Origin of the sequence: Actinoplanes sp. G11-F43 (assembly GCF_050589265.1) — a bacterium.
Classification (GTDB): Bacteria; Actinomycetota; Actinomycetes; order Mycobacteriales; family Micromonosporaceae; genus Actinoplanes.
Genome location: NZ_JBNZCE010000034.1, coordinates 27,992 through 49,479, shown reverse-complemented (window position 1 = coordinate 49,479; position 21,488 = coordinate 27,992). Strand labels below are relative to the sequence as shown.

Sequence of the window (21,488 nt, the reverse complement as noted above, 5' to 3'; positions counted from 1 at the left end):
AAGTCGGCACGCGCTTCAGACGGCCAGGCCGAAGGCGATGCCGTCGAGGATGTCGTGCTCCGAGGCGATCACGAAGTCGTGCCCGGACCGCTCACCGATCAACTTCATGATCAGGGCGCCGGCCCCGATCACGTCGGCCCGCCCCGGATGCATCACCGGCAGCTCCAGCCGCTCGGCCACCGTCATCGCCAGCAGCTCATCGGTCACCCGGGCCACCACCGGCGCGTCGACCCGGCTGTGGTGGATCCGCTCCGAGTCGTACTCGTCCAGCCCGTGCGCCAGCGCGGCCACCGTGGTCACCGTCCCGGCCAGCCCGACCAGCGTCTTCGCCTCCCGGCCGCCGACCGCCGCCAGCGCGGTGTCGATCGCCGCGACGATGTCCGCCTCGGCCGCCGCCAGCTCGGCCGCCGTCGGCGGGTCACCGTGCAGATGCCGCTCGGTCATCCGGACACAGCCGATGTCCATCGAGATCGACCGCTCGACCGTGGTGGTCCCGGTGACGAACTCGGTGGAGCCGCCACCCAGGTCGTACACCAGATAGGGCCCGTCGGCGTCCAGCCCGCGGACCGCCCCGTCGAAGGAGAGCTGCGCCTCCTGCGCGCCGGTGATCACCTCCGGGTCGATGCCCAGCACCCCGCGGACCATGTCCCGGAAGTCCTGCGCGTTCGAGGCGTCCCGGCTGGCCGAGGTGGCGCACATCCGCACCCGGGTGACCCCCAGTTCGGCGATCTCGGCGGCATAACCGAGAAGAGCCTTGCGGGTACGCTCGATCGCGCCCGGCGCCAGCATCCCGGTCCGGTCCACTCCCTCACCCAGCCGGACGATCTCCATCCGGCGGGCCACGTCGACCAGTTCGTCCCCGCTCACGTCGGCGATCAGCAGGCGGATGGCGTTGGTGCCGCAGTCGATCGCGGCGACACGCACGCTCACAGGTGCAACAGCATTCTCGTGTTCCCCAGCGTGTTCGGTTTGACCCGTTCCAGGTCAAGGAATTCGGCGACACCTTCGTCGTACGACCGGAGCAGTTGCTCGTAGACCCCGTGCGGCACCGGCGCGCCGTCGATCTCGGTGAACCCGAACGACCCGAAGAAGCGGGTCTCGAAGGTGAGACAGAACACACGGCGCACGCCGAGTTCGCGCGCCTGGTCCAGCAGCGCCGCGACGATCCGGTGGCCGATCCTCTGACCGCGCCGGGCCGGGTCGACGGCCACCGTGCGGATCTCGGCCAGGTCCTCCCACATCACGTGCAGGGCGCCGCAGCCGGCCACCGTGCCGTCCTCCGCCTCGGCCACCCAGAACTCCTGGACCTGCTCGTACAGGGTGACGGTGGCCTTGCTCAGCAGACGCCGATCGGTGGTGTAGGTGTCCACCAGGGACCGGATCGACCGGATGTCCCCGGTCCTCGCGCGGCGAACGGTCACTCGTCGACCGTGATCCGCACGCAGGGGCCGCCCGCCCAGTAGGGCTCGATCGCGTCCCGCACCTCGTCACCGAACGGGTTGACGCCCCGCCCGGCGGCCAGCGCGTGCCCGAGGTGGACGTGCAGGCACTTCACCCGGTCCGGCATGCCACCGGCCGAGACGTTCTTGATCTCCGGCACGTCGTCGATGGCGGTCCGCCGGTCCAGATAGTCCTGGTGTGCCGCGGCGTACTTCCTCGCCAGCTCGGGATCGGTGCTCAGCCGCTCCTGCATGTCCCGCATCACCCCGGCCGACTCCAGCCGGCTGCACGCGGCGGTGGCATGCGGGCAGGTCAGGTAGAACAGGGTCGGGAAGGGCGTGCCGTCGTCCAGACGTGGCGAGGTCTCCACCACGTCGGGGTTGCCACACGGGCAGCGGTGCGCGACCGCCCGGGTGCCACGGGGGCGGCGGCCGAGCTGGGCCGCCACGATGTCGAGGTCGGCGGGTGTGGGTTGTTCCATCGGTCCGGGTTCAGTCCTGAGGCTCGGCGTTGGCGGCTTCGACACTGCTCCACAGCGTGTCGTACCAGCGGTCCGGGTCGGCCGCCGGGGCTTGCTCCGCGGCCTTGCGAGCGGCGCTCTCCTTGTCGTTCACGACCAGGAGGGGCGTCTCGCCGGGGCGCACGTAGAAGAACGTCTCACGGGCCTGGATGCGCAGGTAGTCGTCGTCGCGCCACTTGGCCAGTTCCTTCGCCGTCCGGGCGATCGCGGCACGCTGGTCGTCGGTGGCCCGCTCCATCTCGGCGATCTGGGACTCCTGCTCCAGATACACCCGAAGGGGGTACGTGTAGGCCAGTGCCAGCGCCACGACCAGCGCGATCAGGACGGTGGCCCGGCTGGTCAGCGCGCGCGGGCGGGGCGCGTCGGTGCGCTCGGCGGCGGCGCCGCCCTTCGAGGCCCCGGCCGTACGCCGTGCGGAGGGTGCCCGGACCGGTCCGGTGTTACGGGTGGTGCTGCTGTTACGGGTGGTGCCGCGGGACCGCGCGGCCGTGGTGGTCCGGGACGCCGTGGGACGCCCACCCGCACCGGCACGGCGTCGGGTCGGGCCCTGGCCGCTCGGTGTGCGGCGCTCCGTCATCCCCGACCTCCCGCCTCTGTGGCGCCCCCGAATTCGTGGCACCCGCCTGAGAACCTATTCCTCCACACGCGGGTGCCACAAACTGAGCGGTCTTCGATGCGACGAGGGCCGGGTCACCCGGCGCCGACCAGCGAATCCGGGCGGTCCGGACCCACGTCGCGTCGAAGACTGCTCATCCGATGATCCGCTATGGAATCGTCAGGCGACGCGGTAACGCGGGAACGCGCCCGCTCCGGCGTACCGGGCGGCGCTCTCCAGCTGCTCCTCGATGCGCAGCAGCTGGTTGTACTTCGCGACCCGGTCGGACCGCGCCGGGGCACCGGTCTTGATCTGGCCGGAGCCGACCGCGACGGCCAGGTCGGCGATGGTGACGTCCTCGGTCTCACCCGAGCGGTGCGACATCATCGTCTTGAAGCCGGCCCGGTGGGCCAGGTCCACGGCGTCCAGCGTCTCGGTCAGCGAACCGATCTGGTTCACCTTGACCAGCAGGGCGTTGGCGGCCTGCTCGGCGACGCCACGGGCCAGGCGCTGCGGGTTGGTGACGAACAGGTCGTCGCCGACGATCTGCACCTTGTCACCGAGCTGGGCGGTCATCGCGCTCCAGCCGGCCCAGTCCTCCTCGTCCAGCGGGTCCTCGATGGAGACGATCGGGAAGTCGGCGGCCAGCTTCGCGTAGTACGCGATCATCTCGTCGGTCGACTTCGGCGCGCCCTCGAAGACGTACGCCCCGTCCTTGTGGAACTCGGTCGCCGCGACGTCCATCGCCAGCACGATGTCGCTGCCCAGGTTGTAGCCGGCGGCCTGCACGGCCTCCGCGATCAGCTCCAGGGCCGCGACGTTCGCCGACAGGTTCGGCGCGAAGCCGCCCTCGTCGCCGAGGCCGGTGGACAGGCCCTTCTTCTTCAGCACCGACTTGAGCGCGTGGTAGACCTCGGCGCCGCTGCGGACGGCCTCGCGGAAGGTCGGGGCGCCGATCGGCGCGATCATGAACTCCTGCACGTCGACGTTGGAGTCGGCGTGCGACCCACCGTTCAGGATGTTCATCATCGGCACCGGCAGCAGCGACGCGTTCGGGCCGCCCAGGTAGCGGAACAGCGGCAGCTCGGCGGAGGCCGCGGCGGCCTTCGCGACGGCCAGCGAGACGCCGAGGATCGCGTTGGCGCCCAGCGCCGACTTGTCCGCGGTGCCGTCGATGTCGAGCATCTTCTGGTCGATCAGGCGCTGGTCCGAGGCCTCGTAGCCGACCAGCTCGTCGATCAGCTGCTCCTCGATGTTGTGCACCGCCTTCTCGACACCCTTGCCGAGGTAGCGGCTCTTGTCACCGTCGCGAAGCTCGAGCGCCTCGAACGCGCCGGTGGAGGCACCGGACGGAACCGCCGCGCGGCCGACCGAGCCGTCGTCCAGACCGACCTCGACCTCAACGGTCGGGTTGCCCCGGGAATCGAGAATCTCGCGGGCGACGATTGCTTCAATGGTGGCCATTTGTCGTGTCGCTCCCTAACAGTTGTACGAATACAGTTTCGGTCCGCGACCCTGCGGGCCGACCACACCGCCAGAGCGTATCGAGTCCGGCAATGACGTGTTCGAGGGGCCGGTCAACTCCTTCACCGGTTCGCCTCAAACCCGGGCCGCACCTGCCGAACCTCAGAGCACTATGACCAGCAGCCTGTTTCCCTCCGACGGGTCCCGTGTCGAGATGCTCCACGGCGACCGGACCGTCCCGGACGTACGGGTGGTGCGCGTCACCGACACCGCCGTGACCCTGTCCCTCGCCCTGGCCCAGGCCACCCTCAGCACCGGTGACGGCGTGTGCCTGCGCTGGCCCGCCGGGCCACGGGGCCGTTACGCGCAGCGCGGAACCGTCCGCTCGATCGACGAGAACCGGCTCGAGATCGGCTTCGACGGCGCGCTGGAGATCGAGCAGCTGCGCAACTACGTGCGCGGTGGCGGGGGCGAGAGCGTGCTGCTCGTCCGGCCCAGCCAACCGGAACGGTACGGCCGTGTGCACGACATCAGCGAACGCTCGGTGCGCGCCCTGTTCGGCGGCACCGACCTGCGGCCCGGCGACGAACTGCGGCTCCGGGTGCAGCTCGCCGACGACGAGGTGGTCGAGTTCCCGGCCACCGTGCTCCGGGCCTCCACCATCCGCCAGCAGGTTCCGGTCCGCGGGCCGCTGCTGACCGAGATCGTGGCCCTCTTCGAGCAGGACGAACGCCAGGCCAGGATCATCCGCCGGTACGTGATGCGCCTCCAGCTCCAGGCCCGCCGCCAGGCCGCGCAGGTGGAGACCACGGCCACCGAGGTGCTGGCCGAAGTCATCTCACTGCGATGAATCCGGATATGAATTCGAAAATCGCATGACGGCCCCGATGAATGGAGGACCTACGGCCCGTTAATTGTCGGGCCATTAGTCCTCGATTCATCGACGAACGCCGCCGCATACTCGATTGCGTGGGGTCGGCGGGTGCGCAAGGGTGGTCTCGTGCCCGCCACCCCGCGCCACATCCATCCCACCCACCCCACCCTCCGTTGATCACCGTCCTCCGCCGGGCGCCGGCGTCGTCACTTCTCGCCGGCACGGTGTTGCTCGCCCTGACCGCCTGCACCGGCTTGGAGGAGGCCAGCGCGGCCGGCGTCGCCGACGGTGACCTGGTCTCCGAGGCCGCCGACCGGGTCGCCGCGGCCGAACGGGAGAACTGGACCGCGGTCTACCGCCTGGCCGGCGGCCGGACCGGCCTGGTGGCCCGGTCCCGGGATCCCGGCCGCGCGGTCTACGTCTTCCCGGCCGGCCGGCTGATCCATACTCCGGCCGCCCGCATCCGCTGCACCACCGAGATCCCCACGCGCACCTCTCCTGCCGACGGCGGCGATGGTTCCGGGGCTGTCTGCACCGCCACCAGTCCGGCCGCCGAGGAACCGGACGACGTGCCGGCCTCGACCGGGATGATCAGCCCGGCGGCGATTCTCGACATGCTGGAAGCGGCGGCGATCGACCCGACCGTCGCTGTCACCTCCCGGGAGACGACGATCGCCGGGCGTTTCGCCTCCTGTCTGCGGCTGGGCGGCGTCGGCCCGGCACCCACGTCCGATTTCGACGTCTGCGTCACCGTCGACGGCACGATCGCCGCGTTCACCGGGACCGTCAGCGGCACACCGGTGGAGATGATGCTCACCGAATTCCGCACCGCTACCGACGACCGCGACTTCGCCATCCCCGCCAACGCCCGCTTCGTCGACCACCGCCCGGATTGACCCTTCTGTCCGCACAACGGAATCGGGCGGGGCGCTCCGGTCGTGTGGCGTTTTGCGGCTCGAATCGAACCGCAAAACGCCACACGGTCTGGCCTCGGCCCGGAGCTCCTCGCGGGTGGTCCGGGCGGCCGGACGCCGAGTGGGGAGTCCGGGCGGTCAGACGCCGAGGAGGGTTCGCAGGTGGCGGGGTGGTGGGGAGCCGTGCGCGAGCATGGCGTCGTGCCACGCTCGCGGAGTGGCGCCGAACGGGCGGGACGCGGCGATCGACGCCACCTCGGTGTAGCCGACGAAGTAGGTGGAGAGCTGAGTCGAGGTGAGCAGGGCGCGGCGCCACTTGCCGGCGGCCTCCCCCTCCTCCTGGAAGGCGGTCCCGGTCATCAGGGCCATCGCCTCCTCCTCGGCCAGGCCGTCGCAGTGCGCCCGCTGGTCGATGATCGCGTTGAGGGTCATCCGGAGCTGCATCTTGAGCTGCTGCAACCGCACCGGCAGGCCACCGAAGCCGAGGCCGGCCATCACCTCCTCGGCGTAGACCGCCCAGCCTTCGACGAACGGGCCGGACCAGCCGAGTGCCCGGACCCGGGTGGCGGCCCGGAACCGCCGGGAGTGGGCGATCTGCAGGAAGTGGCCGGGCATCGCCTCGTGGACGGTCAGGTTGCGCAGCATCTCGTCGTTGTACTCGCGGTAGTAGCTGGTGATCCGGTCGGCCGGCCAGTCCGCGGGGGCGGGCGCGATGCAGTAGAAGGTGGGGACGTCGGCGGTCTCCAGCGGGCCGGGCGGATCGCAGTACGCCACCGACACGCCGCGGGCGAACTCCGGCATCTCCTCGATCAGGCACGGGTCGTCCACAAGAGAGACCACGTCGTGGTGGCGGACGAAATCGGTGGCCTCGTCCATCGTCACCTTGGCCAGGCCGACGATGGTGGTGTCGTCGGGGTGGCGGTCGGCGAGCGTGTCGAGGGCCCGGCGGACGGTCTCGTCGGTGGCCGGGCCGCCGGTGAGTTCGGCGGCGGCCTCGCGGATCTCGGCGCCGACCCGGGCCAGGTTCTCCTCGGCCCGGGACAGCACCTCGGCGGCGGACAACTCGGTGTCCAGGGTGTGCCAGAGCCGGGCCTCCCAGAGCCGGCGGCCGAGCCGGGGGTCACGGCCCGGGTCGCCGCCGTCCAGCCGGGCGCGCAGCCAGCCGTCGAACTCGCCGAACGCGGTGAGGGCGGCGGCGGCCACCGGCTCGATCCGGGCGCGCATGCCCGGTTCCTGGGCGAGCAGGGCGGGCAGTTCGTGCCGGATCAGCCCGGCGGCGCCGCCGAACTGGCCGATCGCCGTCTCGGTGTGGACCCGGGGCACGTCGCTGAGCACGGCGCGGGCGGTGGCGAGGGCGTCGGGCACCGCCTCGAGCCGGCCGGCCAGGCTGGACAGCCGCTCGTCGAGCGGGGCGAACGGACGGGCGATCAGCCCGTGCAGCAGCGGGCCGGGGTGGTGGGCGAGGGGGTTCCACTCGTGCTCGCGGACGTCGGTGAGCTCGAACAGCGCCCGCTCCACCCGGGCCGACAGGATCGCGTGGTCGACCTGGTCCTCGGCGTCGAGCCCGTCGGCGTCGACACCGCTGAGCGCGTCACCGGCGTCACGCAGCATGGCGATCCGCTCGGTGACCGCCGCGGTGGAGTGGTCGGGCAGGCGGTCGTCGAAGCGGTGGTCCCCCGCGTACATCGCGGTGGTGGGGTCGCTTTCCAGCAGGGCGTCGACGATGCGCTCGGCGAGCGGTACGAACTCCGGCATGCCGTGAAAGTTACTCGGGTGATCTGACATTTTCCGCCGCACGCACCGCGTCGGCGAAACTCAGGGTGGCGGCGCGCAGCTCGGCCTCCGGGTCGAGTCCGGCGGCCCGGGCCTCGGCGACCACGCCCAGCAGCACGGTGCCGAGGCCGTCGGCGGCCGGCAGCGGGACGTCGAGCGCGCCCCGCTCCACCCGGTGCAGGATCTTGGCGGCCAGGGCGAGCGCGGGCTGGCTGAGCGCGATCCCGTCGAGCACCGAGTCGCGGGCCTTCTCCTCGCGTTTGATCCGCTCCCAGTTGGCGGTGATCTCCTCGATGTCCTCGGTCCGCTGGTCGGTGAAGACGTGCGGGTTGCGCCGGATCATCTTGTCGACCAGGTCACCGGCCACGTCGTCGATGGTCCACCGGTCGCTCTCGTCGCGGTCCTCGGCGAGCCGGGCGTGCAGGATCACCTGGAGCAGGACGTCGCCGAGTTCCTCGCGCAGCGCCCCGAGGTCGTCGCCGACGATCGCGTCGTACGCCTCGTAGCTCTCCTCCAGCAGGTAGGGCGCGAGCGTCCGGTGGGTCTGCGCGCGTTTCCACGGGTCGCCGCCGGGTGACGCCAGCCGGTCCATCACGGTCACCGCGTCGAGGAGGCGGGCGCCGGGCGGGTCCCAGGAGCCGTACATCAGCTCCAGTTCGGCCAGTCCGGGCTCCCGGGCCAGGCGCAGCCCCAGCTGGCGGGCGAACGGCTGGTCGCCGGCCGGCCCGGCCAGCCAGATCGCGGCGGGCAGCCCGGCGATCGCGTCCAGCAGGCCCTGGGCGTCGGTGTCCAGGACGGTCACCGGCACCCCGTTGGCCCGTAGCGCGTCGGCCTGGGCGCTCTCCGCACCGGCGAAGACCGGATGCGTGCGTACGGCGTCCCAGGCCTCGGCGGTGAGCAGCCCGGCCGGCAGCCGGGGTGAGGTGACCAGCAGGACGATCCGGGTGGTGACAGTGCTCAAGAAACGTCCTCCACCGGGACCCGCAGGTCTTCGCCGAGGGCGGCGGCGACCACCGAGTACGACTGTCCGGTGCTCTGGTTGGTCACGCCGAGCAGCCCGAGTTCGAACGGCTGGTAGCGCGGGCTCACCTCGACGTCGAGCTGGTCGGCGAGGGCGAGCAGGTCTTTGCGGACGGACAGGGCGGCGGACAGCGCGGTCTGGTCCTCGGGGGTGAGCATCGAGGCGAACGCGGTGAAGTCGGTGCCGGGCTGGACCCCACCGTTGTCGCTGATCCGGTCGAAGACGTCGCGCATCTCGGCCTCGGACGGCGGGGCCGGGTTGGTGACCGCCTTGGTGAGCTGGTTCTGCAGGACCGCGTTCTCGGTGTATAGCCGGACGAACGTGTCGTTGCCGGGCAGGCCGAACTGGGCGCCTGCCTCGTCGTACGGCAGGCCGGTGGGCAGTGGCACGTTCTTCTGCTCGGCCAGCCGGCCGTAGAGGTCGCGGCTGACGATGGCCCGGACCAGATCACCGCGGGTGTACGGCACGCGCACCGGCCCGGCCGACGCTCCGGGGGCCGGCTCCCGGTTGCTCAGCGTCTTGTGGGTCCCGTCCCAGATCTTCTGGACCCGGTCCTCGCTGATCGTCGTGCCGCTCCCGACCCGGGCGGCGATCTCCGGCTGGAAACCGCAGGCCCCCAGTCCGGCGACGGCGAAACAGGCAACGACGGCAGTGGATACGATTCTCCGGGCACGCTGCATGGTCAACACTCTCTCACGTCCGCTGTGATCTGCGTCGCCCCGGCCTCAGCGCGTCGCCGTGGCCGGTGCCGGGACCTCGCCGAGCACGTCCTTCAGCAGCTGGCCGCACCATTGGAGCAGGGCCTGGTCGCGGAGGAGTTCGCCGCCGATCCGGCGAGTGCTGGGGCGGGGCACGCTGACCTGGTCGGTGCCGGGCTTGTAGACCGAGTCGGGGTGGTAGCGCTTGAGCCGCATCTGCTTGGAGTCGAGCAGTGACAGCGGCGAGAAGCGCAGGTGTTTGCCCTGCAGGGAGACGTCGGTGAGGCCGTACGCCCGGGCCAGCAGCCGGAACCGGGCGACCGCGATCAGGTTCTCCACCGGGGCCGGCGGCTTGCCGTACCGGTCGGTCATCTCGGCCACCACCTCGTCGAGGCGGGCGCCGTCGCGGGCCTCGGCGAGTTTGCGGTAGACCTCCAGGCGCAGCCGTTCGACGGCGATGTAGTCGGTGGGCAGGTGCGCGTCGATCGGCAGGTCGATCTTGACCTCCGGCTCCTCCTCCTGCCGCTCGCCCTTGAACTGGGCCACCGCCTCGCCGACCATCCGCACGTAGAGGTCGAAGCCGACGCCCTCGATGTGGCCGGACTGCTCGCCGCCGAGCAGGTTGCCGGCGCCGCGGATCTCCAGGTCCTTCATCGCCACGTACATGCCGGCGCCGAGTTCGGTGTGCTGGGCGATGGTGGCGAGCCGCTCGTGGGCGTGCTCGGTGAGGGGCTTCTCGCGGGGGTAGAGGAAGTACGCGTACGCCCGCTCGCGCCCTCGCCCGACCCGGCCGCGGATCTGGTGCAGCTGGGCCAGGCCGAGCAGGTCGGCGCGGTCCAGGATCAGGGTGTTGGCGTTCGGGATGTCGATGCCGGACTCGACGATCGTGGTGCAGACCAGGACGTCGAACTCCTTCTCCCAGAACCCGACCATCACCTTCTCCAGCTGCTCCTCGCTCATCTGGCCGTGCGCGACGGCGACCCGGGCCTCGGGCACCAGCTCGCGGATCTTGGCGGCCGTCCGGTCGATCGACTCGACCCGGTTGTGCAGGAAGAACACCTGGCCGTCACGGAGCAGCTCGCGGTGGATGGCGGCGGAGACCTGCTTCTCGTCGTACGCCCCGACATAGGTCAGCACCGGGTGCCGCTCCTCCGGCGGGGTGGCGATGGTGGACATCTCCCGGATGCCGGTGATCGCCATCTCCAGGGTCCGCGGGATCGGGGTGGCCGACATGGTCAGCACGTCGACCGAGGCGCGCAGGGCCTTGAGCTGCTCTTTGTGCTCCACGCCGAAGCGCTGCTCCTCGTCCACGATGATCAGGCCGAGGTTCTTGAAACGGGTGGACTTGGCGAGCAGCCGGTGGGTGCCGATCACGATGTCGACGGTGCCGTTGCCGGCGCCCTCCAGGGTGAGCGTGGTCTCCTTCGGCGTCTGGAACCTCGACAGCTGCCTGATCTGCACCGGGAACTGGCTCATCCGCTCGGTGAACGTGTTGAAGTGCTGCTGGGCGAGCAGTGTGGTGGGCACCAGCACGGCCACCTGCTTGCCGTCCTGCACCGCCTTGAACGCCGCCCGTACGGCGATCTCGGTCTTGCCGTAACCGACGTCGCCGCAGATCAGTCGGTCCATCGGGACCTGCAACTCCATGTCGTGTTTGACCTCGATGATCGCGGCCATCTGGTCGGGGGTCTCGGTGTACGGGAAGGCGTCCTCCAGCTCCCGCTGCCACGGGGTGTCCGGCCCGAACGCGTGGCCCGAGGAGGCCTGGCGCGCGGCGTACAGCTGGATCAGCTGGGCGGCGATCTCCTTGACCGCCTTCTTGGCCCGGGCCTTGCTCTTCTGCCAGTCGGCGCCGCCCATCTTGTGCAGGGTGGGCGCCTCGCCGCCGACGTAGCGGGACAGCTGGTCGAGCTGGTCGGTGGGGACGAACAGCCGGTCGCCGGGCTGGCCGCGCTTGGACGCGGCGTACTCGATCACCAGGTATTCCCGGTCGGCGCCGTTGACCTTGCGCTGCACCAGCTCGATGTAGCGGCCGATGCCGTGCTGCTCGTGCACCACGAAGTCGCCGGTCTTGAGCTCCAGCGGGTCGATGGTGTTGCGCCGGCGGGCCGGCATCTTGCGCATGTCCTTGGTGGACGCGCCCCGGCCGCCGGAGATGTCGTTACCGGTGATCACCGCGAGACGGGACGCCTCGTCGATGAAGCCGTGGTTCAGCCCGCCGCAGGTGATCAGCAGCTGGCCGTCCTGGATCGGCTGCTCGATGCTGTCGACGGTGGTGACCCCGAGGCCGGCGTCGCGCAGCAGCTCGGCGGCCCGCTGTGCGGTGCCCTTGCCCTCGAAGACCAGCGCGATCGCCCAGCCCTGCGCGGCCCAGCCGGCCAGGTCACCGGCCAGCCGGGCGGTCTCCCCGTGGTAGAGCGGGACCGGCTGGGCGGCCAGCGCGATCGCGTCACCGAGATCGGGCGCGACGTCCACCTTCACCTCGTCCTCCCAGGGAAGCGGTTCCTCCGGGGAGACGGCCAGCCCGAACGGCGAAACCGTCCACCAGGGCTGGCTGCGAACGGTCGCCTGGGCACGGACCTCGGCGAGGGTTTTGAAGGCGACCGCGCCCACGTCGATCGGCGCCTGGCCGCCGGCCGCGGCCGCCGCCCAGGAGGCTTCCAGGAATTCGTCCGAGGTACGGGTGAGGTCGTGCGCCCGGGTCCGGATCCGCTCCGGGTCGCAGAGCAGCACATGGGTGCCGGCCGGCATGCAGTCGATCAGCAGCTCCATGCTGTCGGTGCCGCTGAGCAGCGCCGGGGCCAGTGACTCCATGCCCTCGACCGGGATGCCCTCGGCCAGTTTGTCGAGGATCTCGGCCAGCTCGGGATGCCGCGCGGCCAGCTCGGCGGCCCTGGCCCGGACCTCGGGGGTGAGCAGCAGCTCCCGGCAGGGCGGCGCCCACAGACGGGTGACCTGGTCGATGGTGCGCTGGTCGGCGACGGCGAAGGTGCGGATCTCCTCCACCTCGTCACCCCAGAACTCCACACGGGACGGATGCTCGTCGGTGGGCGGGAAGACGTCCAGGATGCCGCCGCGGACCGCGAACTCGCCGCGTTTGGTGACCAGGTCGACCCGGGCGTACGCCATGTCGGACAGCCGCCGGGCCACCGTCTCCAGCTCGGCTCCACGCCCGGTGACCAGCTCCACCGGCTCCAGATCGCCGAGGCCCTTGAGCTGCGGCTGGAGCAGCGAGCGGACCGGCGCGACGACGACCCGCAGCGGCTGGTCGCCGGGGTGGGCGAGCCGGCGCAGCACGGCCAGCCGGCGGCCGACCGTGTCGGAGCGGGGTGACAGGCGCTCGTGCGGCAGCGTCTCCCAGGACGGGTAGACGGCGACCAGCCCGGGGTCGATCAGGCAGCCGAGGGCGTCGGCCAGGTCGTCGGCCTCGCGCGAGGTGGCGGTGACCGCGAGGACCGGGCGGCCGGCGCCGCCGACGTCGGCCCGGCCGGCCACGGTGGCCACCACGAACGGCCGCAGCGAGACCGGCGCGGTGAGGTCGAGCGCGTCGGAGTCGACGAAGCCCTTGGCGGCGAGGTCGCGGGCGCGCGCGAGACCGCGGTCGCGGAGCGCGGCGGGAATCAGACCGGACAGTTGCATGACGAGCGACCCCCCGAGGGCACGACGAACGACCCCGGATCCGAAAAGGGCGGGGGTGTGCTCCCCAGCTTAGTCCGACACCCCGACAGAACCGGTATCGCGCGGCTTATCGCACAGCATGTCCGACATGTGGCCCCGCTCCGCATGGAAGAGTGCCCGGACGTTGCACGTGATTTGGGGAGGCGACGTGCTGTTTCTACCGATTTGTGCTAAATGAGCATCCTGCACACCCCGGAATCCGGGGCCACGCAGCCTGTTCCCGTCACACCCGTCGTTCCGGAACAACGGCCGCCGGTCGGGCGGACACCGATGCCGAGCGACGAGCCCAACAGCACCCACCTGCTGCCACGACAGTCGGCGTACAGCGCCTACAGCGTCCTGGCCGGGCCCGCCGAGGAGGCGCCGCCGGAGGGTGAGCCGTACCGGGTGCGGATGCGACGGATGGCCCGGCGCCGTCCGATTCGGACGATATTGATCACACTGTTCGCCTTCGCGTTCGAGAGCACCTTCTTCGGGTGGCTGATCACCTCGATCGAGATGCCGGACCACGACCTGCACACGATCCTGTACCTGGCCACCGGGTTCATGATCGTGGCGACCGCGGCGATCGAGCTGTTCCGGTTGGTCAACGTCGTGACCCTGTGTCTGGCAACGCTCTGGGCCCGGGATCCTCAGCCGGTCGTCCCGGACACCGGCCTGCGTGTCGCGTTCCTCACCACCATCGTGCCCGGCAAGGAACCGGTGGAGATGGTCGAGCGCACCCTCCGGGCGGCCCGCAAGGTCCGCTACGACGGGCACTACGAGGTGTGGCTGCTCGACGAGGGCGACGACCCGGTGGTGAAGCTGATGTGCCGCCGCCTCGGGGTGCGGCACTTCTCCCGTCGGGGCGTCGCCGAGTTCAACACCGCGAGCGGCCGGTACAAGGCGAAGACCAAACACGGCAACTACAACTCGTGGCTGACCGCGCACGGCGCCGAGTACGACGTGTTCGTCTCGGTCGACCCGGACCACGTCCCGGCGCCCAACTTCTGCGAACGGCTGATCGGCTACTTCCGGGACCCGGACGTGGCGTTCGTGGTCGGGCCGCAGATCTACGGCAACTACGACAACCGGGTCACCCGCTGGGCCGAGTCCCAGCAGTACCTGTTCCACTCGCTGCTCCAGCGGGCCGGCAACCGGCGTGGCATCGCCATGCTGGTCGGCACCAACAACGCGGTACGCATCACCGCGCTGGAGCAGATCGGCGGCCTCCAGGACTCGATCACCGAGGACATGGCCACCAGCCTGGAGGTGCACGCCACCCGCAACCCGGTCACCGGGAAGCGCTGGACCTCGGTCTACACCCCGGACGTGCTGGCCGTCGGCGAGGGCCCGTCGTCCTGGACCGACTTCTTCAGCCAGCAGCACCGCTGGTCACGCGGCACCGACGAGGTGGTGGTGACGAAGTTCCTGGCGATGGCCTGGCGGCTCGGCCCGGCCCGGGCGCTGCACTACGCGCTGCTGATGTCGTACTACCCGCTGACCGCGGCGGCCTGGATGCTCGGCGCGGTCAACGCGGCCTGCTTCCTGCTGCTCGGCGCCAAGGGCGTACAGGTGCCGGGTGAGGTCTGGTTGATGCTCTATGTGGACGCCGCGCTCTTCCAGGTCGGCCTCTACCTGTTCAACCGCCGGCACAACGTCAGCCCGCACGAGAAGTCCGGCTCGTCCGGGCTGGCCGGGATGCTCGCGTCCACCCTGTGCACCCCGGTCTACGTCTCGTCGTTCGTGTCCGCGGTACTGCGCCGGACCGCCGGTTTCGTGGTCACCCCAAAGGGCGACTCGACCAGTCCGGACCGGTTCGCCACCTTCGCGGCCGGGCTGCGCTGGGCTGCGCTCTACGCCGCACTTTTGATCGTCGCGCCGTTCATCGACCACGTCGACCCGGCCATGTACGCCTGGCCCGCCCTCAACCTGGCCATCTGCCTCACTCCGGTGGCGCTGTGGCTGATCAGCAAGCGTAAGGAGCCGACCGCATGAAGCCGCACTCCCGTCCCTCTCTCGCCCGTCGCCTGACGAGCGGTCTGGCCACGGTGGTGGTGCTGGGTGTCACGGCGGTGGCGAACCGCCCGATGGTCGCGGTGGCCGGCGAGGCGCTGCACACGTACCAGATCAATCGTCAGTCCTACAAGGAGACGCACGGGCTCTGGTCGCGGCTGCCGGTGCCGCGCGACTTCAAGGTGAACGCGATCCACGCGGCGCTGCTGCACACCGGCAAGGTGCTGATCATCGCGGGCAGCGGGAACAACAAGGACGCGTTCGAGGCCAAGTCGTTCCGGACCGTGCTGTACGACCCGCGCACCGACGAGTTCACCGACGTGGAGACGCCCACCGACGTGTTCTGCGCCGGCCACACCTTCCTGCCGAACGGGAACCTGCTGGTGGCCGGGGGGACCAAGTCGTACGAGGTGCTCGAAGCGGAGGTGGAGCACGCGGCCGGGGTCATGAAGATCAAGAACGAGTCGCCGGACCACGGGCCGCGGGAGTTCCCGAAGGGCACCACACTGGTGTCGGCGTCCGGGGAGAAGTACCGGACCAGGGCGAAGGTGACCGTCCCGGCCGCGCACAAGATGACCCACGGCGGCCGGATCACGGTGCACGCCGGCGAGGCCGAGGTCTGGGTCGACGCGGTGGCCGAGGGCGACAGGCCGGTGGTCCCGGCGCCGGCGCAGTACTCCGTCGCGGGCCTGACCGGCCTCGACGCCCGCAACCTCTACGGCATCGCCGAGAAGATCACCCGGGAGAAACAGGAGTACGGCGGGGACAAGACGTCGTACGAGTTCGACCCGCTGACCGAGCGTTATGTCCGGACCGGGGACATGACCGACCACCGCTGGTACCCGACCCTGATCGAGACCACCCGCGGTGACGTGATCGCGGTCTCCGGGCTGGACGAGTTCGGCCGGATCCTGCCCGGCCGCAACGAGCGGTACCTGACCGCCGAACGCCGCTGGGTGGCCGCGCCCGAGCTCAAGCGCTACTTCCCCACCTATCCGGGGCTGCACATGATGGCCGACGGGCGGATCTTCTACTCGGGTTCCAACTCCGGCTACGGGTCGGACACCGAGGGGCGTACCCCCGGGCTCTGGAACGTCGAGCGCAACACCTTCAAGGTGGTGCCCGGCCTGCGTGACGCCCAGATGAACGAGACCAGTTCGTCGGTGCTGCTGCCGCCGGCCCAGGACCAGAAGGTGATGATCCTCGGCGGGGGCGGGGTGGGCGAGTCGGAGCAGTCGACGGCGCGCACCGACATCGCCGACCTGGACGTCCGGAACCCGCGCTACTCCCCCGGGCCGGATCTGCCGAAGCCGGCCCGCTACCTGTCCGCGGTGGTGCTGCCGGACGACACGGTGTTCACCACCGGCGGCTCCTCCGGCTACCGGGGCGGCGTCTACCAGGGCCGGCAGCGCAGCGATCTGTTCAACGCGCAGATCTACCACCCGGGCCGGAACGCCTTCGCGACCGCAGCCGACTCCACCATCGGCCGCAACTACCACTCCGAGGCGATCCTGCTGCCGGACGGCCGGGTGATCACCATGGGCGGCGACCCGCTCTACGACAAGACCGGGAAGAACGCCGGGACCTTCGAGCAGCGCATCGAGATCTACAGCCCGCCCTATCTCTTCCGCGGTGAGCGTCCGGAGATCACCGGCGGACCGGTCGCGGTCGCCCGTGGCGGACGAGCCGATTTCGGTACGCCGGACGCCGCCCGAATCGCCACGGCCCGTCTGGTACGCCCCAGTGCCGTCACCCACGTGACCGATGTTGATCAGCGTTCGGTGGCGCTCGACCTGAAGCGGACCGCGAACGGCGTGACGGTGACTGTGCCGGAAAAGGCAGGACTCGTCCCATCCGGGTGGTACATGCTGTTCCTTGTGGACGACAAGGGGATCCCGTCGGTGGCCCGCTGGGTTCAGGTGCGCTGACCCGATGGGCCGGCACCGCTACCCCGGCGGCCGGCGGCGCCGCCGGGCGCTGCTGATGGCCGCGCTGCTCGGAGTCAGCATCGGCGCGGTGACGCTGCGCGGACCGGCCGAGCCCGCCCCGGTGCGGACCCCGGTCGACACCGAGGCCCTCCCCGGCCTCTACCTCGACCCGGGCGGGCTCGCCCCGCGCTACCTGCGCAACCTGCAACGCTCCGGGCGGCACGCCGAGGCCGCGGTCATCCGGCGGATCGCCGACCAGCCGGCCGCGATCTGGTTCACCGACGCGCGGGCCGGGTTCGCCGACCGGGCCCGCGCCGTCGTCACCGCGGCCAACCGGTCCGGCCGGCTGCCCGTGCTCGCGCTCTACTTCATCCCCGGACGCGACTGCCGGGGCTACTCCGCGGGTGGGGCGCGCACCGCCCAGGCGTACCGGAACTGGATCTCCTCCATCGCCGGGGCGCTGCGCGGACAGCGGGCCCTGGTGGTCCTGGAACCGGACGCGGTCGCCCACGCGGTCCGCGGCTGCCTCTCCCCGAAGGCCGCCGCCGACCGGCTCGCCCTGCTCGGACAGGCCGTCGACACCCTGCGGGCACACCCGGGCGTGGCCGTCTACCTGGACGCCGGGCACCCCGGCTGGCACACCCCGGCCCGGGTCGCGCCGGCCCTGCGGCGCGCCGGAGTCACCCGGGCCCGCGGGTTCGCGCTCAACGTCGCCAACTTCGAGACCACCACCGCCAACCTGCGGTACGGGACCGAACTGTCCCGCCTCCTGGCCGGCCGGCACTTCGTGATCGACACCAGCCGTAACGGCAGCGGGCCGGCCCGCCACGCCAAGGGTGACCGGCGCTGGTGCAACCCGCCCGGCCGGCGGCTCGGGCCGGTGCCGACCATGCGCACCGGGCACCGGCTGGCCGACGCGTACCTCTGGGTGAAACGTCCCGGCGAGTCCGACGGGGCCTGCGGCAGAGGCGCCCCACCGGCCGGCGAGTGGTACCCGGGCTATGCACGCGCACTGACCGGCTCATGAGACTCTTGACTCAATTCACCCCCTGACCGGGGTACGCCGATAACATCGGCGAAGTCGGGACAGCGCCGTCCTGGAGCCATCCGAGTGAAGGAGCGCCCCGATGACAGAGCTGCCTGTCCAACTCGACGAGCCGGACGGTCCCGACGCCGCTCTTCGCGCCGACATCCGCCGGATCGGCACGCTGCTCGGGCAGACCCTGGCCCGCCAGGAGGGCCGCCCGCTGCTCGACCTGGTCGAGGAGATCCGTGCCCTGGTCCGACAGGACGCCCCGGCCGCCGCCGACCGGCTCGCCGCGATGGACATCACCACCGGCACCAAGCTGGCCCGCGCCTTCTCCACCTACTTCCACCTGGCCAACATCACCGAGCAGGTGCACCGGTCCCGGGACCTGCGGCGCCGCCGCGCCCGGGACGGTGGCTGGCTGGACCAGGCGGCCAAGCGGATCGCCGAGAAGGGGGTGCCGGCCGACGAGATCGCCGCCGCCGCCCGCCGCCTCTCGGTCCGCCCGGTCTTCACCGCGCACCCCACCGAGGCGTCCCGGCGCTCGATCCTGTCCAAACTGCGTCAGGTCGCCGACTCGCTGGACGCCGAGTCGGCCGCCGCCGCGCTGTTCGGCGACACCGACACCACCGTCTCCACCAAGCGGTTCGCCGAGCTGATCGACCTGCTCTGGCAGACCGACGAGCTGCGCCTGGACCGGCCGGACCCGACCGACGAGGCGCGCAACGCGGTCTACTACCTGAAAGACCTGTACGCCGACGCCGCCCCGCAGGTGCTCGACGACCTGGCCGAGACCCTGCGCCGGCTCGGCGTGGAGACCGCGCCCACCTCCCGGCCGCTCACCTTCGGCTCGTGGATCGGCGGCGACCGGGACGGCAACCCGTTCGTCACCCCGGCGGTCACCCGCGAAGTGCTGCTCATCCAACATGAGCACGGCATCCAGGCCACCGAGAAGGCGATGGACAAGCTGATCGACGAGCTGTCCGTCTCCCGGCGGCTGCGCGGCGTCTCCCTCGACCTGTCCGCCAGCCTCGCCCAGGACCTGGACAGCCTGCCCGAGGTGCAGCAGCGTTTCCGCCGGGTCAACGCCGAGGAGCCGTACCGTCTGAAGGTCCGGGCGATCAAGGCCAAGCTGGCCAACACCCGGGCCCGGCTGATCAACGGCACCCCGCACGTGCCCGGCCGCGACTACCTCGGCTCCGACGAGCTGATCTCCGACCTGGAGCTGATGCGCGCCTCGCTGGCCCGCAACTCCGGTCAACTGCCCGCCGTCGGTGTGGTCGCCACCGCGATCCGCAAGGCCTCCGCGTTCGGCCTGCAGCTGGCCACCCTCGACGTGCGCGAACACGCCGAGAAGCACCACGAGGTGCTCCAGCAGATGTACGCGCAGGTCGGCGAGGTCGACGACTACGCCACCCTGGACCGCTCGGACCGCACCAAGCTGCTCGCCGCCGAACTGACCGGGCGGCGCCCGCTGTCCAACAAGGACACCCCGCTCACCGACGCGGCCCGCAAGACCTTCGACGTGTTCCACACCATCCGTGAGGCCCAGGCCCGGTTCGGTGCCGACGTCGTCGAGTCGTACATCATCTCGATGACCCTCGGCGTCGACGACGTGCTCGCCGCCGCCGTGCTGGCCCGCGAGGCCGGCCTGGTCGACGTGCACACCGGGCGCGCCCAGATCAACATCGTGCCGCTGCTGGAGACCCCCGCCGAACTCGACGCCGGCGGCGACCTGCTCGACGAGATGCTGTCGCTGCCCGCCTACCGGGAGATCGTCCGCGCCCGCGGCGACATCCAGGAGGTCATGCTCGGCTACTCGGACTCCAACAAGGAGGCCGGCATCACCACCAGCCAGTGGCGCATCCACAAGGCGCAGCGCTCGCTGCGTGACGTGGCCGCCCGGCACGGGGTGCGGCTCCAGCTCTTCCACGGCCGCGGTGGCACCGTCGGCCGCGGTGGCGGCCCCACCCACGAGGCGATCCTGGCCCAGCCGTACGGCACGCTCGACGGCGCGATCAAGGTGACCGAGCAGGGCGAGGTCATCTCCGACAAGTACACGGTGCCCTCCCTGGCCCGGGAGAACCTGGAACTCACCGTCGCCGCGGTGCTGTCCGCCACCCTGCTGCACACCAGCATCTCGGTCGACCCCGAACGCCTCAAGGTGTGGGACTCGGTGATGGACACCGCCTCCGACGCGGCGTTCACCAGGTACCGCACCCTCGTCGAGGACCCGGACCTGGCCGCCTACTTCTGGGCCGCCACCCCCACCGAGCTGCTCGGCGCCCTCAACATCGGCTCCCGCCCGGCCAAACGCCCCAACGCGGACGCCGGCCTCGGCGGTCTGCGCGCCATCCCGTGGGTGTTCGGCTGGACCCAGACCCGGCAGATCGTCCCCGGCTGGTTCGGCGTCGGATCCGGCCTGGCCGCCGTCCGGGAGGCCGGCCTCGGCGCCGAACTAGACGCCATGCACGAGAACTGGCAGTTCTTCCGCACGTTCCTGTCCAACGTGGAGATGATGCTCGCCAAGACCGATCTGTCGATCGCCCGGCGCTACGTGGAGACCCTGGTCCCGGAGAACCTGCGCCCGATCTTCACCAGGATCGAGCAGGAGTACGAGCTGACCGTCCAGGAGGTCACGGCGATCACCGGCGGCACCGAGCTGCTCGCCTCCCAGCCGGAACTCTCCCGCACCCTGGGCGTCCGCGACACCTACCTGGAGCCGCTGCACCACCTCCAGGTGGCCCTGCTCCGCCAGTACCGCGACCTGGGCGAGGCCGGCCGCCAGCTGCCCACGGCCCCCGGCGCCCGCCGCGGCCCGTCCGACTCGACGGCCCTCGAACGAGCCCTCCTGACCACGGTCAACGGCATCGCCGCCGGCATGCGCAACACCGGCTGATCTCTTCCACGCGAATATGTGTTGGCCCCGCACCGAATGTCGGTGCGGGGCCAACGCCATCAAGAGGTGGAGTCTGGCTTCTCGGCCAGTTGCTGCTCGGTATCCCGGATCAAGTTTCGCAGACTCTCTGGCATCCAACTGTCGTCGGCGTCCATCGCGGCCTCCATCTCTCGGGTATAGGCCTCCACATCCTCCTCGGACGGGTCCACGAAGTAGTCGTATGGGGCGATGGAGATACCCTCACAGACGATCCGCGGGTCATCCTCGGGCGCACTCGGGTCAAGGTCCTTCGCCGAGCGCGATCCCATGGAGAAGAGAGCAAATCCCACCTCGAAGCGGTAACCGATGTCATCGGGCTCGTAGCGATAACCCTTGGCCGCTAGGTCCGCCACCAGTTCACCCATGAAACGGTGGGTGAATCTCACACCGTCGAGGAAGACATCCGCCGCCCCGCTTCCGGCAAGCGGGATCTCGACGATCTCGACTAAGCCGTCACTGGTGTAGCTGACAACCAACCACTGGTCACCCAGGTACAACGCTCGGTCCCGAGCGCCGGAAGGCTCGGGTGCTCCAAGTCGACCTTCGACGACCTCGCGTGCCTCCCCAACCTTCACCATCGCTACACCCACACCGGGCAGGATCTCCATGCCATTCATTGTGAC

The 21,488-nt window shown here is 70.8% G+C and carries 16 protein-coding genes; 6 read left to right on the top strand and 10 right to left on the bottom strand.

What is annotated here, in order from left to right; all coding sequences use genetic code 11:
- Window positions 1–15 precede the first annotated feature (15 nt).
- The 5 genes from ACQ0O7_RS34495 to eno all read right to left on the bottom strand — a co-directional run bounded on the left by ACQ0O7_RS34495 (window position 16) and on the right by eno (window position 4,019).
- Window positions 16–924, bottom strand: coding sequence for an exopolyphosphatase (locus tag ACQ0O7_RS34495; protein ID WP_430788571.1), 909 nt, complete (start codon window positions 922–924; stop codon window positions 16–18).
- 2 nt (window positions 925–926) lie between these two features.
- Entirely contained in the window at window positions 927–1,421 is a 495-nt protein-coding gene (locus ACQ0O7_RS34490) for an amino-acid N-acetyltransferase (RefSeq protein ID WP_430788569.1), read from the bottom strand.
- The gene (locus tag ACQ0O7_RS34485; protein WP_430788567.1) at window positions 1,418–1,921 is read right to left on the bottom strand and encodes a DUF501 domain-containing protein; all 504 of its coding nucleotides are present in this window, start codon (window positions 1,919–1,921) and stop codon (window positions 1,418–1,420) included. Before ACQ0O7_RS34485 ends, ACQ0O7_RS34490 begins: the two co-directional genes overlap by 4 nt.
- 10 nt (window positions 1,922–1,931) lie before the next feature.
- Window positions 1,932–2,537 (bottom strand): FtsB family cell division protein, encoded by a 606-nt coding sequence (locus ACQ0O7_RS34480; RefSeq protein ID WP_430788565.1) that lies wholly within the window; start codon window positions 2,535–2,537, stop codon window positions 1,932–1,934.
- A 198-nt stretch (window positions 2,538–2,735) separates the two neighbouring features.
- Entirely contained in the window at window positions 2,736–4,019 is a 1,284-nt protein-coding gene (gene eno / locus ACQ0O7_RS34475; RefSeq protein WP_430788563.1) for a phosphopyruvate hydratase, read from the bottom strand.
- 172 nt (window positions 4,020–4,191) lie between these two features.
- Between eno and ACQ0O7_RS34470 the strand changes: the two genes are divergently transcribed.
- Together ACQ0O7_RS34470 and ACQ0O7_RS34465 are read left to right on the top strand one after the other, a co-directional pair.
- Window positions 4,192–4,869 carry a hypothetical protein gene (locus tag ACQ0O7_RS34470; protein ID WP_430788561.1) on the top strand — a complete coding sequence of 226 codons (678 nt, stop codon included), beginning with the start codon at window positions 4,192–4,194 and terminating at the stop codon, window positions 4,867–4,869.
- 197 nt (window positions 4,870–5,066) lie between these two features.
- Window positions 5,067–5,789 (top strand): hypothetical protein, encoded by a 723-nt coding sequence (locus ACQ0O7_RS34465; protein ID WP_430788559.1) that lies wholly within the window; start codon window positions 5,067–5,069, stop codon window positions 5,787–5,789.
- A 156-nt stretch (window positions 5,790–5,945) separates the two neighbouring features.
- On the opposite strand, the gene ACQ0O7_RS34460 is transcribed toward ACQ0O7_RS34465, so the two are convergent.
- The 4 genes from ACQ0O7_RS34460 to mfd are packed head-to-tail and all read right to left on the bottom strand — an operon-like array spanning window position 5,946 to window position 12,938.
- A complete protein-coding gene (locus tag ACQ0O7_RS34460) occupies window positions 5,946–7,562 on the bottom strand; it encodes a DUF885 domain-containing protein (RefSeq protein WP_430788557.1) in 1,617 nt (538 codons plus the stop codon).
- 10 nt (window positions 7,563–7,572) lie between these two features.
- The gene (locus ACQ0O7_RS34455; protein WP_430788555.1) at window positions 7,573–8,541 is read right to left on the bottom strand and encodes a nucleoside triphosphate pyrophosphohydrolase; all 969 of its coding nucleotides are present in this window, start codon (window positions 8,539–8,541) and stop codon (window positions 7,573–7,575) included.
- Window positions 8,538–9,281 (bottom strand): hypothetical protein, encoded by a 744-nt coding sequence (locus ACQ0O7_RS34450; RefSeq protein WP_430788553.1) that lies wholly within the window; start codon window positions 9,279–9,281, stop codon window positions 8,538–8,540. The genes ACQ0O7_RS34455 and ACQ0O7_RS34450 overlap by 4 nt, the downstream gene beginning before the upstream one ends.
- 45 nt (window positions 9,282–9,326) lie before the next feature.
- Window positions 9,327–12,938: a transcription-repair coupling factor gene (gene mfd / locus ACQ0O7_RS34445; RefSeq protein ID WP_430788551.1), complete on the bottom strand. Its 3,612-nt coding sequence runs from the start codon at window positions 12,936–12,938 to the stop codon at window positions 9,327–9,329.
- Between the two features lie 309 nt (window positions 12,939–13,247).
- On the opposite strand from mfd, the gene ACQ0O7_RS34440 reads away from it, so the two are divergent.
- The 4 genes from ACQ0O7_RS34440 to ppc all read left to right on the top strand — a co-directional run bounded on the left by ACQ0O7_RS34440 (window position 13,248) and on the right by ppc (window position 20,826).
- Window positions 13,248–14,954, top strand: coding sequence for a glycosyltransferase family 2 protein (locus ACQ0O7_RS34440; protein ID WP_430788549.1), 1,707 nt, complete (start codon window positions 13,248–13,250; stop codon window positions 14,952–14,954).
- Window positions 14,951–16,900: a galactose oxidase-like domain-containing protein gene (locus ACQ0O7_RS34435; RefSeq protein WP_430788547.1), complete on the top strand. Its 1,950-nt coding sequence runs from the start codon at window positions 14,951–14,953 to the stop codon at window positions 16,898–16,900. The genes ACQ0O7_RS34440 and ACQ0O7_RS34435 overlap by 4 nt, the downstream gene beginning before the upstream one ends.
- Before the next feature lie 4 nt (window positions 16,901–16,904).
- Complete coding sequence (locus ACQ0O7_RS34430; protein ID WP_430788545.1) at window positions 16,905–17,927, top strand: glycoside hydrolase family 6 protein; 1,023 nt, start codon at window positions 16,905–16,907, stop codon at window positions 17,925–17,927.
- 100 nt (window positions 17,928–18,027) lie between these two features.
- A complete protein-coding gene (ppc, locus tag ACQ0O7_RS34425) occupies window positions 18,028–20,826 on the top strand; it encodes a phosphoenolpyruvate carboxylase (protein WP_430788543.1) in 2,799 nt (932 codons plus the stop codon).
- A gap of 59 nt (window positions 20,827–20,885) precedes the next feature.
- On the opposite strand, the gene ACQ0O7_RS34420 is transcribed toward ppc, so the two are convergent.
- Window positions 20,886–21,473, bottom strand: a complete 588-nt coding sequence (locus ACQ0O7_RS34420; protein ID WP_430788541.1) for a hypothetical protein — start codon at window positions 21,471–21,473, stop codon at window positions 20,886–20,888.
- Window positions 21,474–21,488: the final 15 nt, after the last annotated feature.